Annotated in this window: 11 protein-coding genes, 26 tRNA genes and 1 rRNA gene; 35 read left to right on the plus strand and 3 right to left on the minus strand. The window is 36.9% G+C overall.

Annotation, left to right across the window (positions count from 1 at the left end; all coding sequences use genetic code 11):
- Positions 1-131 precede the first annotated feature (131 nt).
- The 29 genes from rrf to U8526_RS12330 all read left to right on the plus strand — a co-directional run bounded on the left by rrf (position 132) and on the right by U8526_RS12330 (position 5898).
- Positions 132-248 (plus strand): 5S ribosomal RNA (rrf, locus tag U8526_RS12190).
- 11 nt (positions 249-259) lie between these two features.
- A tRNA-Val gene (locus U8526_RS12195) sits at positions 260-332 on the plus strand.
- Between the two features lie 8 nt (positions 333-340).
- Positions 341-413 (plus strand) — tRNA-Lys (locus U8526_RS12200).
- A gap of 23 nt (positions 414-436) precedes the next feature.
- Positions 437-519, plus strand: a tRNA-Leu gene (locus tag U8526_RS12205).
- A gap of 61 nt (positions 520-580) precedes the next feature.
- Positions 581-653 (plus strand) — tRNA-Thr (locus U8526_RS12210).
- A 4-nt stretch (positions 654-657) separates the two neighbouring features.
- Positions 658-729, plus strand: a tRNA-Gly gene (locus tag U8526_RS12215).
- A 14-nt stretch (positions 730-743) separates the two neighbouring features.
- Positions 744-829 (plus strand) — tRNA-Leu (locus tag U8526_RS12220).
- Positions 830-842: 13 nt separating this feature from the next.
- Positions 843-916, plus strand: a tRNA-Arg gene (locus U8526_RS12225).
- Positions 917-927: 11 nt separating this feature from the next.
- Positions 928-1001, plus strand: a tRNA-Pro gene (locus U8526_RS12230).
- A gap of 42 nt (positions 1002-1043) precedes the next feature.
- Positions 1044-1117, plus strand: a tRNA-Met gene (locus tag U8526_RS12235).
- A gap of 7 nt (positions 1118-1124) precedes the next feature.
- Positions 1125-1198, plus strand: a tRNA-Ile gene (locus tag U8526_RS12240).
- Positions 1199-1232: 34 nt separating this feature from the next.
- A tRNA-Met gene (locus U8526_RS12245) sits at positions 1233-1306 on the plus strand.
- 17 nt (positions 1307-1323) lie between these two features.
- Positions 1324-1397 (plus strand) — tRNA-Asp (locus U8526_RS12250).
- Positions 1398-1442: 45 nt separating this feature from the next.
- A tRNA-Gly gene (locus U8526_RS12255) sits at positions 1443-1513 on the plus strand.
- Between the two features lie 13 nt (positions 1514-1526).
- A tRNA-Ile gene (locus U8526_RS12260) sits at positions 1527-1601 on the plus strand.
- Positions 1602-1609: 8 nt separating this feature from the next.
- A tRNA-Ser gene (locus U8526_RS12265) sits at positions 1610-1697 on the plus strand.
- Positions 1698-1707: 10 nt separating this feature from the next.
- A tRNA-Glu gene (locus U8526_RS12270) sits at positions 1708-1779 on the plus strand.
- 47 nt (positions 1780-1826) lie between these two features.
- A tRNA-Ser gene (locus U8526_RS12275) sits at positions 1827-1916 on the plus strand.
- Positions 1917-1948: 32 nt separating this feature from the next.
- A tRNA-Met gene (locus U8526_RS12280) sits at positions 1949-2022 on the plus strand.
- Between the two features lie 20 nt (positions 2023-2042).
- Positions 2043-2116: transfer RNA gene (locus U8526_RS12285), tRNA-Asp, on the plus strand.
- 5 nt (positions 2117-2121) lie between these two features.
- Positions 2122-2194: transfer RNA gene (locus U8526_RS12290), tRNA-Phe, on the plus strand.
- 4 nt (positions 2195-2198) lie between these two features.
- Positions 2199-2281, plus strand: a tRNA-Tyr gene (locus U8526_RS12295).
- 5 nt (positions 2282-2286) lie between these two features.
- Positions 2287-2357 (plus strand) — tRNA-Trp (locus tag U8526_RS12300).
- Positions 2358-2375: 18 nt separating this feature from the next.
- A tRNA-His gene (locus tag U8526_RS12305) sits at positions 2376-2448 on the plus strand.
- Between the two features lie 9 nt (positions 2449-2457).
- Positions 2458-2529, plus strand: a tRNA-Gln gene (locus U8526_RS12310).
- Between the two features lie 20 nt (positions 2530-2549).
- Positions 2550-2620: transfer RNA gene (locus U8526_RS12315), tRNA-Cys, on the plus strand.
- Between the two features lie 36 nt (positions 2621-2656).
- Positions 2657-2740: transfer RNA gene (locus tag U8526_RS12320), tRNA-Leu, on the plus strand.
- Between the two features lie 445 nt (positions 2741-3185).
- A complete protein-coding gene (locus U8526_RS12325; protein ID WP_334342242.1) occupies positions 3186-5030 on the plus strand; it encodes an N-6 DNA methylase in 1845 nt (614 codons plus the stop codon).
- Positions 5020-5898: a sigma-70 family RNA polymerase sigma factor gene (locus tag U8526_RS12330; protein ID WP_334342243.1), complete on the plus strand. Its 879-nt coding sequence runs from the start codon at positions 5020-5022 to the stop codon at positions 5896-5898. The genes U8526_RS12325 and U8526_RS12330 overlap by 11 nt, the downstream gene beginning before the upstream one ends.
- On the opposite strand, the gene U8526_RS12335 is transcribed toward U8526_RS12330, so the two are convergent.
- Positions 5888-6364, minus strand: a complete 477-nt coding sequence (locus U8526_RS12335; protein WP_334342244.1) for a hypothetical protein — start codon at positions 6362-6364, stop codon at positions 5888-5890. The genes U8526_RS12330 and U8526_RS12335 overlap by 11 nt on opposite strands.
- Before the next feature lie 206 nt (positions 6365-6570).
- On the opposite strand from U8526_RS12335, the gene U8526_RS12340 reads away from it, so the two are divergent.
- Positions 6571-7074 (plus strand): TetR/AcrR family transcriptional regulator, encoded by a 504-nt coding sequence (locus U8526_RS12340; RefSeq protein WP_334342245.1) that lies wholly within the window; start codon positions 6571-6573, stop codon positions 7072-7074.
- Between the two features lie 241 nt (positions 7075-7315).
- The gene (locus U8526_RS12345) at positions 7316-7882 is read left to right on the plus strand and encodes a GNAT family N-acetyltransferase (RefSeq protein ID WP_334342246.1); all 567 of its coding nucleotides are present in this window, start codon (positions 7316-7318) and stop codon (positions 7880-7882) included.
- A gap of 65 nt (positions 7883-7947) precedes the next feature.
- Here U8526_RS12345 and U8526_RS12350 read toward each other — a convergent pair whose 3' ends face one another.
- Both U8526_RS12350 and U8526_RS12355 read right to left on the minus strand, forming a co-directional pair.
- Positions 7948-8499 (minus strand): hypothetical protein, encoded by a 552-nt coding sequence (locus tag U8526_RS12350; RefSeq protein WP_334342247.1) that lies wholly within the window; start codon positions 8497-8499, stop codon positions 7948-7950.
- Positions 8496-9377 (minus strand): Cof-type HAD-IIB family hydrolase, encoded by an 882-nt coding sequence (locus U8526_RS12355; RefSeq protein ID WP_334342248.1) that lies wholly within the window; start codon positions 9375-9377, stop codon positions 8496-8498. Before U8526_RS12355 ends, U8526_RS12350 begins: the two co-directional genes overlap by 4 nt.
- Before the next feature lie 81 nt (positions 9378-9458).
- On the opposite strand from U8526_RS12355, the gene U8526_RS12360 reads away from it, so the two are divergent.
- Genes U8526_RS12360 through U8526_RS12375 form a run of 4 tightly spaced genes read left to right on the plus strand, consistent with a single transcriptional unit; the run spans position 9459 to position 12060 of the window.
- Positions 9459-10151 carry a uracil-DNA glycosylase gene (locus U8526_RS12360; protein WP_334342249.1) on the plus strand — a complete coding sequence of 231 codons (693 nt, stop codon included), beginning with the start codon at positions 9459-9461 and terminating at the stop codon, positions 10149-10151.
- A 2-nt stretch (positions 10152-10153) separates the two neighbouring features.
- Complete coding sequence (pta, locus tag U8526_RS12365; RefSeq protein ID WP_334342250.1) at positions 10154-11122, plus strand: phosphate acetyltransferase; 969 nt, start codon at positions 10154-10156, stop codon at positions 11120-11122.
- A gap of 15 nt (positions 11123-11137) precedes the next feature.
- The gene (gene tsaE / locus U8526_RS12370; RefSeq protein ID WP_334342251.1) at positions 11138-11596 is read left to right on the plus strand and encodes a tRNA (adenosine(37)-N6)-threonylcarbamoyltransferase complex ATPase subunit type 1 TsaE; all 459 of its coding nucleotides are present in this window, start codon (positions 11138-11140) and stop codon (positions 11594-11596) included.
- Positions 11596-12060: a GNAT family N-acetyltransferase gene (locus U8526_RS12375; protein WP_334342252.1), complete on the plus strand. Its 465-nt coding sequence runs from the start codon at positions 11596-11598 to the stop codon at positions 12058-12060. The genes tsaE and U8526_RS12375 overlap by 1 nt, the downstream gene beginning before the upstream one ends.
- Positions 12061-12189 lie beyond the last annotated feature (129 nt).

Genomic DNA, 12189 nt, shown 5'->3' on the forward strand with positions numbered 1-12189 from the left:
TAGCGATACATGGAGCTGAGCAGTACTAATAGATCGAGGACTTAACCGGGTAAGAGTTTACAGCAGTTCGAAGTGTTTCAATTTAATTCATAATCTTAATATCTAGTTTTGAAGGTACGAGTTACCAATAGTGTAGTGACGATAGCGAGAAGGATACACCTGTTCCCATGCCGAACACAGAAGTTAAGCTTCTCCACGTCGAAAGTAGTTGGTGGGAAACTACCCGCGAGGATAGATAGTTGCTACGCTGTTTCATGATGGAGGATTAGCTCAGCTGGGAGAGCATCTGCCTTACAAGCAGGAGGTCACAGGTTCGATCCCTGTATCCTCCATTCATCATGAGCCGTTAGCTCAGTTGGTAGAGCATCTGACTTTTAATCAGAGGGTCGACAGTTCGAACCTGTCACGGCTCATTTGCAACATATATACACACCATGCGGGTGTGGCGGAATTGGCAGACGCGCTAGATTTAGGTTCTAGTGTCCAGTGGACATGAAGGTTCAAGTCCTTTCACCCGTATTCAATATTGTTGTTGCAATATTGGGAAACATTTAGTAAAATATGAAAGTAACGTTTTTATGCCGACTTAGCTCAGCTGGCAGAGCATCTGTCTTGTAAACAGGGGGTCGGAGGTTCGAATCCTCTAGTCGGCATAATGCGGAAGTAGTTCAGTGGTAGAACATCACCTTGCCATGGTGGGGGTCGCGGGTTCGAATCCCGTCTTCCGCTTTCATTATAGTAACGCCGGGGTGGCGGAACTGGCAGACGCACAGGACTTAAAATCCTGCGGTAAGTGATTACCGTACCGGTTCGATTCCGGTCCTCGGCACTATAATGAATATGCACCTATAGCGCAATTGGATAGAGTGTCTGACTACGAATCAGAAGGTTGTAGGTTCGACTCCTACTAGGTGCATTTGTTTTTCTCGGGAAGTGGCTCAGCTTGGTAGAGCACCTGGTTTGGGACCAGGGGGTCGCAGGTTCGAATCCTGTCTTCCCGATTGCAACGAAAGTTGTTATCAGTACAGCATTATTAGTTTCATGGCGGTGTAGCTCAGCTGGCTAGAGCGTCCGGTTCATACCCGGGAGGTCGGGGGTTCGATCCCCTTCGCCGCTATTATTCCGGACCTTTAGCTCAGTTGGTTAGAGCAGGCGGCTCATAACCGCTCGGTCGTAGGTTCGAGTCCTACAGGGTCCATCTTTAAGGACCCGTTTAATGCTGTTATTATTATCGCGGGATGGAGCAGTCTGGTAGCTCGTCGGGCTCATAACCCGAAGGTCGTAGGTTCAAATCCTGCTCCCGCAATTTGTTTCAAAAAATTTGGTTCGTTGGTCTAGTTGGTTAGGACGCCTGCCTGTCACGCAGGAGATCGCGAGTTCGATTCTCGCACGGACCGTTAGTAAAGAAGTTTACTATGATAGAAGTAGCCGTAAGGTAATATGCGGGTGTAGTTTAGTGGTAAAACCACAGCCTTCCAAGCTGTTGTCGCGAGTTCGATTCTCGTCACCCGCTTTGCCACTTTTATGGGCCTATAGCTCAGCTGGTTTAGAGCGCACGCCTGATAAGCGTGAGGTCGATGGTTCAAGTCCATTTAGGCCCACTATATCTGGAGAAGTACTCAAGTGGCTGAAGAGGCGCCCCTGCTAAGGGTGTAGGTCGCGTAAGCGGCGCGAGGGTTCAAATCCCTCCTTCTCCGTTTTTTATATGACCCGTTGGTCAAGTGGTTAAGACACCGCCCTTTCACGGCGGTAACATGAGTTCAAATCTCGTACGGGTCATTGATGCAGATGCATCATTAGTTTAATAGTTTTACGTTTTAAGCAATGGAGGATTACCCAAGTCCGGCTTAAGGGAACGGTCTTGAAAACCGTCAGGTCGCGAAAGCGGCGCGTGGGTTCGAATCCCACATCCTCCTTAGTGGGTAGCATGTGATACATTTTTTATTATCGCGGGATGGAGCAGTCTGGTAGCTCGTCGGGCTCATAACCCGAAGGTCGTAGGTTCAAATCCTGCTCCCGCAATTTGTTTTAAAGAATTATTTGGTTCCTTGGTCTAGTTGGTTAGGACGCCTGCCTGTCACGCAGGAGATCGCGGGTTCGATTCCCGCAGGGACCGTTAATGGCTCGGTAGCTCAGTTGGTAGAGCAATGCATTGAAGCTGCATGTGTCGGCGGTTCGATTCCGTCCCGCGCCATTTTGGAGGGGTAGCGAAGTCTGGCTAAACGCGGCGGACTGTAAATCCGCTCCTTCGGGTTCGGTGGTTCGAATCCACTCCCCTCCATATTTAGGGATATAGTTTAAAGGTAGAACTACGGTCTCCAAAACCGTCAGTGTGGGTTCAATTCCTACTATCCCTGTTTCTACCTTTAATAATGGCGGTATTGGTGAAGTGGTTAACACATCGGTTTGTGGTACCGACACACGTGAGTTCGATTCTCACATACCGCCTATTTTTATTGGGTTATAGCCAAGCGGTAAGGCAATGGACTTTGACTCCATCATGCGCTGGTTCGAATCCAGCTAACCCAATTGTTTTAAAAATTGAATATGGCGGTATAGCCAAGTGGTAAGGCAGAGGTCTGCAAAACCTTCATCACCGGTTCAAATCCGGTTACCGCCTTTGGTTATGCCTAAGTAATCAGGTATGTATTGACATGCCGGTGTGGCGGAATTGGCAGACGCGCAGGATTCAAAATCCTGTTCCCAGTAGGGAGTATCGGTTCGACCCCGATCACCGGTATAGAATGGTTTATAAAACCAAATATCAGTTAGCTCTGAATGTTGTTAAATCAACGTTCAGAGCTTTTTTTCTGTCTTTAAATTAATCACAAATTTTTGAATTCTAAAATGCTCTACGACACATTGCTCCCACGCGGGAACACCGAGATGATTAAAAATATTATTTACCTAACTCCTATTGCCTTTAGATTACCGGTGCTACTATAATCAAGATAGTAGATAAATCATATACGTTACTTAAATGAACTTTGACGTTTTAATACATAAAATATCCAAAAACTTCTTTTGTAGGAAAAAAAAGATAAAGTAAGTACTCGAAATACTTACTAAAAGTATTGCAAATGACGATGTAGGGTGCTTTAATGTATTTGGAAGCTAAGTAGTGCTATTTTTTTCAAAAGAATAAAAGAGTATTGCTAATACTTACTTTTAAAACGGGTGAAATAATGGTAACTAAAAAAGAGAAGATGCATCGTAATGCAATTAGAGATGTCTCACGAATCGATTCGGAAACAACAGAATTAGAAAAATGTATTTTCATTGTATCGATTGCCTATTTGAAATTTAAGGGTGAACCAAGGCCACCAAAGGATAGATTTGCTAGAACTCTGTTTCGAAGGTTGGAGTCTAGGACTCGCATTCTCAAAGTAGCACTTCCAGTGGTAGCAAATATCATGAAGAATATATCAACAAATGCTTATGAAGAAATAGTAGATTATATTATTGAATTGAATGTACAAGAAGTGGCTGCATTTATTGAAGAGTATCTCTATGTGGACGCAAAACGTACGTATAGTAATGCTACGTCATCCAAGAGTATAAATGATCTCCTAGTAAATTTGGCTAATATCAAGACAAACGATGCGGTTTTAGACCCAAGTTGTGGGATTGGTGGTACTTTGTTAACAATCGTTAAAAATAATCCTCAGCAGCTAATATATGGACAGGATACGGATCCGGTTTGTATTACTATTGCAAAGCTGTTGTTGGATATCGGTGGTTCTGAAAATTATCATCTTTTCGTTGGTGACAGTTTATCTGCCCCCAAGTATTTACAGGATGAAAAGTTAATAAAATTTGATGCTGTAGTAACGGAACCACCTTTTGTCTCACAATTTGAAAAAAGTTTAAACGATAAAGATAGCTATGATAGATTTACTTTTGGAACAGTACCACTGAAGAAGGCTGATTGGGGATTTGTTATGAATGCCATAAATTCCTCAAAAAATGAGTCTGGACGATCAGTTGTATTACTTCCTACAGGATCATTATTTAGAGGAGGTTCTGAGGGCGAAATTCGCCATAATATTTTAAAAAAGGATTTATTTGAGGCGATTATTTCGTTACCCAGTGGGGTATTGCCAAGTAGTTCTATTCCTACTAGTATCATGATCTTTGATCGTAATAAACCAGTTGATCGAAAAAATAAAATGTTATTTATCAAGGTTTCCAAAGATGATATTGTCCGAGTTGGAAGAGGACCTGGATTGACTACTGAATCGGTTGAAAAAATTGTTTCTACAGTTCGTAATTTAACAGAAATTGAAAATTATTCGTTGGTCTTATCTAATGATCAAATCTCAGCCGATAGTATGATGGTGGATAGATATATTAAGAAGACAATGTATCATTTCGATAATCATAAGTATTATATCGATTTAGTAGATTTCTATGGTGGTAACACTATTCCACTTAAAAATATCTCTAAAATAGATCGTGGATATAATATGATCTCTAAAAATGAAAATGAAGACGGCAAATATCAAATTATGAAGATTTCCGATATAGATGGTGAAAGTATTAATTATAATGAGATGTCGCGAGGAGATATTGAAGAAAGGACCAAAGTCGATAATTATGAGATAGAAGATGGCGATGTCATAATGGCTGTTCGGGGCACGTTTAAGATATTAACGGCTCAGAACGTTAAACCAAATACTTTAATTAATAGTAATTTGGTCAGGTTACGAGTCAATCCAAAACTGTATGATTCCGATTTCCTAAAATATTTTATAAAAAGTCCAGTTGGCAGAGCACAATTGGAGAATATTACGATGGGGACTACGGTTCGTCAAATTCCCATAAAACCTTTGAATATGTTTCAATTGCCAAATTTGACTTTAGTAAAGCAGAAGAAAATTGTTAAACATTATTTAAATCAAACAAATGATATTCAAATTAAAATAAATGAATTGGAAAAATTAAAAAGGAAAAACAATCAGGATCTGTATCAAAAGATGGGTCTGGATGATTTATATCAAGTTGATGGGGGAGAAAATAATGATTTATAAATTTTATGGATTCACGATTATTTTAAAACGTTCTAACAACAAAATGATTTATCGGTATAAAAATGTCATCCGCCCAGAAGAAATCAGTTTTAAAAATAATGAGAAATACATTGCTGAATACCATGATGGTGACACTTTAGCTCTATCTAAATTAATTAAGGCTAATGGCAAATTAGTTCAGAGTTTTGTTAACCGATATTCTCGTTATTTAGGTCCGGGATTGTCTGAAGAGGATTTGGTTCAGGCTGGTTATGTTGGTCTAATAAAGGCTGCCAAGCGTTATGACAGCGACCGTGATACTAAGTTTTCAACCTATGCTTGTTGGTGGATCAGAAAAGAAATCCTTTCAGAAAAAGATCGTATTAATTCGACGATTAGAGTTCCAGAACGTAAGTCAGCTGCAATCAGATCAATTAATGCACTTCAAAGTCAAAGCGTCGAGTTATTCGGCGAAGTAAACGTGGATTGGATTTGCCAAAAGGCTGAGATAGATGAGAAAGAATATTATCGTTTATCACAAGTTAACCAAGAAAAATTAAGAATCATGAGTTTGAATCATCTAATCTCCGATAATGGGGAAGATCAATTAGCCGATATTTTGCCTGATACAAGACAAAGTTTACAAGCTATTGTTGATAATGACTTTTTACGTGAGGATCTCCATAAGCAATTGCATCACAGATTGACTGAACGAGAAGCAAAAGTAATTATTGAACGTTTTGATTTAGATTGTCAGGGTCAAAGAACTTTGCAGGAAATTGGCCAAGAAATGGGTGTTACTAAAGAAAGAATTCGTCAAATTGAAAAACAGGCTATTAATAAATTACGAGATATAGTTGGTTTGAGAGATTATTTTCTTAATAACTAATGTGATCTATTAAAACAGAGACAGCACTTTTATTAAGATATTTCTTATTAAAGTTTTGCTTTGCATTAATCTTAGTTTTACCATTTAAGAACCCTTGGATTGTTATCCTTTGGTTCTTTTTTACTTTATGGTCCAATTTAGTAGATGCGACAAAGTATTGATCACTGGTGTTCAGAGGAGCTAATAATAAACTTGTTTTACCAGATTTATTTGTAGAAAAATCTTTAATGTAAAACTTGTTTAAAGTGACACCCATAAAGAGCATGTTGCTATCATATTGTTGCATTGAAGTGATATCTAGTTTTTTCATAATATCAGGATATTTTGACTCTACTTTTGATGATTTTTTTCTTTGAGCAGCCTTAATGATATTGATAGATTGATTATTTACTGAATTATTGAACGGAATATTAGTTCCACTAAAAATAGTTAGACTGGTTAACAAAGCTATCTTTTTTCTATTCATATCAACAATATCTCTTCCTCGTAAATTTACTTTCAAAATCATTATAATTCACGATTATCATCATAAATAGGAAAATGGCTATGTAAATTTTGATAAAAGATACATTTTTATTTATTAATAATCTTTTCACAAAATCGACTAAATTTCGTATGAAAAAAGTGATTTTTTTGTTAGGATACAAGTAAAAATTGGAGAGAGGTAATGCTATGGATTTAACGCTTGATCATTTACTCAATACCACATATGAAGAATTATCAATGAATAAAGTAAAACGTTTTAATATAACTGATTTGACAAGAGCCTCTAATGTAGCTAGAGGAACAATCTATTACTATTTTGAGAGCATTGAAGATATTTACATGGCTACCTTTAAAAAATATATTTTGAATATAGCCATCGAAAAGAGCGATACTTTTAACAAATTTGTATTTAATTTTATTTCACAAATTAATGAAAATAAAATTTTTAGTTTGAATGTTTATCATTTAGCTGCCCTGAATTTTAGGAAAGTTGTCTTACTCGATATTTTTAACGGTCAGTTAACAAAATATAAAGCTAAATATAATAAAAATGACAATTATCTAGTCAGCGGTCTATGTTTTATTGTGATTTATTGGTTAGATCATAATTTAGAGTTGGAAACAGAACTTATTATTCAAGAAATTAATCATTATCTCGGATTACTTCAAATTACTTTTGAACAGATTTAAAAAAGTGTTCAAATATTGAACACTTTCTGAAAATTGTACATATTAAATGAAAGATTATTCCATTATGATAGTAACTGTAATCAAGTCAGCAAATTGTTGACTTGATTAAAATATAAAACAAAGGGGTGACGGGTAATAATTTTGTAGAAGAAGCGATGATTAAATTCATCGCTTTTTTGTATTTGTTGGTTAATTTGAGATTATTGAGATTTCATGTATTATATATACTTGAGGTGGAAAAATGTTTAGAAATGCAAAAGCAGAGGATGCGGATCAGATATTGCCAATCTTATTCCAGATCTTCGATGAGATGGAACTCGATGTTTTCAAAGAAGTTGGCGATGAAAAGATGGCTCAGGTTATTAAAGAGGGATTCTTTCAACCTGGCTACCGTTATGGATTGGATAACATTCTCGTTAACGAAATTGATGGTAAAGTAGTAGCAATTATGGTCGGCTATCCTGAAAGTCTAGAGGATGGCATTGATGAACCTTTGATCAAAATTATGCACAAGTATGGCATTAAAGAAAAGAACTTGTTTGGCGATAAAGAAGCATGGCCAGGTGAATGGTATTTAGATTCATTTGCGGTTGCTCCAGCTTATCAAAACAAGGGTATTGGAACTGAAACAATGGAACATTTCATTCAAGTCATGCGTGACCGTGGTGAAAAGATCCTTAGTTTAAATGTTGATGTAAATAACGAACCTGCTAAGCATGTATATACAAAGACTGGCTTTAAAAAAGTTGGTCAGCTGTACATTGGCAGTCATTTATATGATCATATGCAATATGATTTAGAAAAATAAAAATTAAAAAACAGCACCTATTAGTGGATTCTAATAGATGCTGTTTTCATTTGGAGACGGTACTTTTAATTACACTTACTTTTAAAGCTATTTAAGTAAGGAATCTTGTTTTTCAGTAAATTGTTATCCAATTCCGCATTAGGAGTGAAAGTTGGTAATTTAATATATTTATTCAAAAAGATAGTTAGAAGTGTTCCAACAGGTCCATCATCCATATTGGCAAAATCTAATTCCAATCCGGGATGTCCTTGCGCTAGGATAGTTGGTTGTACACGAATAATTTCTTTGCCATTTTTTGTTACGTGATAATCAGACATAACCAAGTTTCCAGTAACATTCCAATTGATCTTGCTAAGATGGACAAATTTTAAATCTAGCATTGGAATAGCATTAATAGTCGCTTTTTCCTCACCATTAATTTCAATTGAATAAATTTTTAAAAAGCTATTCTTTAACTTTATTTCACCAATCAACGTATTCAAACGATTATACAATTTAATCAAAAAAGGATTTTTTTTGTCGCGTGATGCAATAAAAATAGTCTCTTTATTTTGATTGGTCACCACTAAGATATTGCCAACCGCTAAGTCTGCTTTTCGAATATAAAGATTCATCATATATTCTGTTTCTTTGCCTTTTCGACGACTTTTTCAATAATTTGAGCTACACCATCATTGATATTGTTATCAGTTTTGATGTCTGCCAATTCGGAAATAGCGGGAATGGCATTCTTCATAGCAACACCAACACCAGCATCTCGGATCATTGATTCATCGTTGAGGTTATCGCCGATAGCCATAGTTTCTTCTTGAGCAATATTTTTATCCTTAGCAAATTGTAAAAGAGCAATACCTTTTTGGGCATCTATACTATTGATTTCCACGTTGTTTGGCGAAGAAGATGTTACCACGACGTCATTAATATTTTCCTCAATATCTTTTCTTAAGGGGGCGAGGACTTCCTTTTCTTTGTCACTGAATGCTAACAATTTCATAACTTTGTAGGAAGGATCACTGAGAATCTTGTCGTAACTGTCGACAAAAATCATAGGCGTTAATTTAATACGAGATAATGTATCTTGGAGTGCCTGCTCGTAAGTTGTGCTGGGATTTAATTTAACCAGTAATTCCGCTAGACTAGAAACACGTAAATCTTTGTTATCTGAAAAGATTCCCTTATTAGTGATAACTTCAAAATAAATTTTATGTTCCTTTAAGTAATTGATCGCTTTTGTTTTCGATGTTTCTGAAATAGGATTGCTGGAAATAAGCTTCTCATTTTCATCATAAACTTCGGCACCGTTTAGGGTGATATATCCGGGATGAACCCGATTTTTTAAGAAGGGTTTAGCTTCATCAAGGCTTCGACCAGTTGCTATTATAAATTCAATGCCATTCTTTTGGGCATCTTTAATGGCTTTAATATTACGATCTGAAACAGCCATTTTATCGTTCAATAATGTACCATCCATATCGGATGCAATTAATTTAATCATAAAGTTCCCTCCGAGTGCGTTATGCTATATGTGAATGTTACCATATTTTATAGAATTAATATCAAACAGGTAGGTGTAAATTTGAAAACGCTAATAAAAAATGATTGGCAAGATGTCCTTCAGGGCGAATTTGACAAACCGTATTATGAGAAATTACGTGAATTTCTTGTTAACGAATATAATACTCAAACAATTTATCCAGAAATGCACCACATCTATCAGGCTTTTCAGTGGACTTCGTTTGCAGATACTAAGGTCGTAATTTTAGGACAAGATCCTTATCACGAGCCTAACCAAGCAATCGGTTGTAGTTTTGCTGTGGCTCCAGGTGTAAGAATACCGCCTTCATTAAGAAATATCTATAAAGAATTACAGGATGATTTGGGATGTACTCCTGTTAATCATGGCTACCTTAAAGCCTGGGCACAACAGGGTGTATTATTGTTGAACTCGGTTTTGACAGTCAGACGTGGAGAAGCCTTTTCACATAAAGGAAAGGGTTGGGAAGAGTTAACCGATTATGCAATCCATGCCTTGTCAGAACGAGGTAAGGTCGTCTTTATTTTATGGGGCAATGCCGCTAAAAGTAAGATACCTTTGATTGATCAATCAAAGAACACAATTATCTCTTCACCACACCCAAGTCCCTTTGCTGCTAGATATGGATTTTTTGGTTCAAAACCATTTTCTAAAGCAAACGCTTCACTTTTAAACTATAATGAAGAGGAAATAAACTGGCAATTACCTGAGAATGCCGACGAGACGGAGGAATAGTAATGGATTTGTTTGAAAGCCTTAAGAGTAAAATTGATGGAAAGAATTTAACAATTGTTTTCCCAGAGGGTGAAGAACCTAGAATTTTAGGTGCCGCATCTCGACTTTTTAAAGAAAATATTTTGAAGCCTATTTTAATTGGTGAGCAAGCTAAAGTTGAACAAGTTGCTAATGAAAAATCATTCGATATTTCTGGTATCGAAATTATCGATCCTAAAAAGTATGCCGATTTTGATGACTTAGTAGCTAAATTTGTTGAACGTCGTAAGGGTAAAAATACTAAAGAACAAGCTGAAACAATGCTTTTAGATAATAACTATTTTGGAACAATGTTAGTTTATACTGGCAAAGCTGACGGAATGGTATCCGGTGCTGTTCATTCAACTGGTGACACTGTTCGTCCAGCTCTTCAAATTGTGAAGACAGCTCCTGGTAATTCAAGAATCAGTGGTTCATTTATTGTGCAAAAGGGCGAAGAGCGTTATATGTTTGCTGATTGTGCTATCAATATTAACCCTAATGCTCAAGAACTTGCTGAAATCGCAGTTCAAACAGCTAAGAGTGCTAAGCTCTTTGATATTGACCCTAAAGTTGCTATGCTTAGTTTTTCAACTAAAGGTAGCGCCAAGAGTGATGAAGTAACTAAGGTGGCTGAAGCTACTGAAATTGCTCATAAATTAGCACCTGATTTGGCTCTTGATGGTGAATTACAATTTGATGCTGCATTCGTACCAAGTGTGGGTGCTCAAAAGGCTCCAGGTTCAACAGTTGCTGGTCATGCCAACGTCTTTGTATTCCCAGATTTACAATCAGGTAATATTGGTTATAAGATTGCTCAAAGATTTGGTGGCTTTGAAGCCATTGGACCTGTTTTGCAAGGACTTGCTAAACCAATTTCTGATTTATCACGTGGTTCTAATGAGGAAGATGTCTACAAGACAGCTATTTTAACAGCTAGTTTAGCATTATAAAATTGAGGAGAAATTATGCTCGAATATCAACTAACGACTCATTCATATGAAGAAACCGAAGAATTGGGAGCAAAAGTATCTAAACTGTTAGAAGCAGGGGATGTGATTGTTCTAAACGGGGACTTAGGTGTCGGTAAAACAACTTTGACTCGTGGATTGGCACGTGGCTTAGGAATTAAAAGAAATGTTAAAAGTCCTACTTTTACTTTGATACGTGAATACCAAGATGGAAGAGTGCCACTTTATCATATGGATGCTTACCGTTTGGAGAGCAGTCCCGATGAAGATTTAGGCTTTGATGAATACTTTAATGGCAATGGAATAACAATTGTTGAATGGCCTCAGTTTATTAAGGATGAAATCCCAGCTGAACATATTTCAATAAATATTACTCGTTTGTCAGATACCGATCGCCAGATAGTATTTAAATTACATGGCGATAAATATGCTGACCGCAAGTTTGGAGATTTGTAATGAGTGAAGAACTGACTTTACGTGAAGCAATTCCTAGCGATGCTAAAAATTTGATAGACTTTTTAAAGAAGGTCAGTCAACAATCAGATTTTATCGTCTTCGATGATTTAAAGAATCTGACATCAGAAAAAGAAGAGCAGTCGTTAGATCAAATTTATCAGTCAAAAGTCGATGAATTAATGGTGGCAGTTTTTGATGAAGAAATTATTGGCTACTGTCGAATCGAAGCAAGTGATGATCAAAAAGCGGAGTTAGGTGTCGTAATCGATAAGGATTTTTGGAATAATGGCATTGCTTCTTACTTGATTGAAGACATATTAGATTGGGCTAAGTCGTCGCCATTAAAACAAGTTTTTCTAGAGGTATATAAAAATAACCCTGCTGCAATTCATATTTATCAAAAATATGGTTTTACAACAGAGTTAACAAAAGATGAAACATTAATTATGTCCAGGATGGTCTAAGTAAATATTTTTAAATTGCCGTCCTCCGCAAAAATTGGGAATGCTGTTGGAACGCTATGGGCGCGATTCGGAGCTAATTATTTTACACTTCGTGCAAAATAATGGATCTTCGAAGTCGGCCTTATTGTA

Source organism: Companilactobacillus sp. HBUAS56275 (genome assembly GCF_036913655.1).
GTDB classification, from domain to species: domain Bacteria; phylum Bacillota; class Bacilli; order Lactobacillales; family Lactobacillaceae; genus Companilactobacillus; species Companilactobacillus pullicola.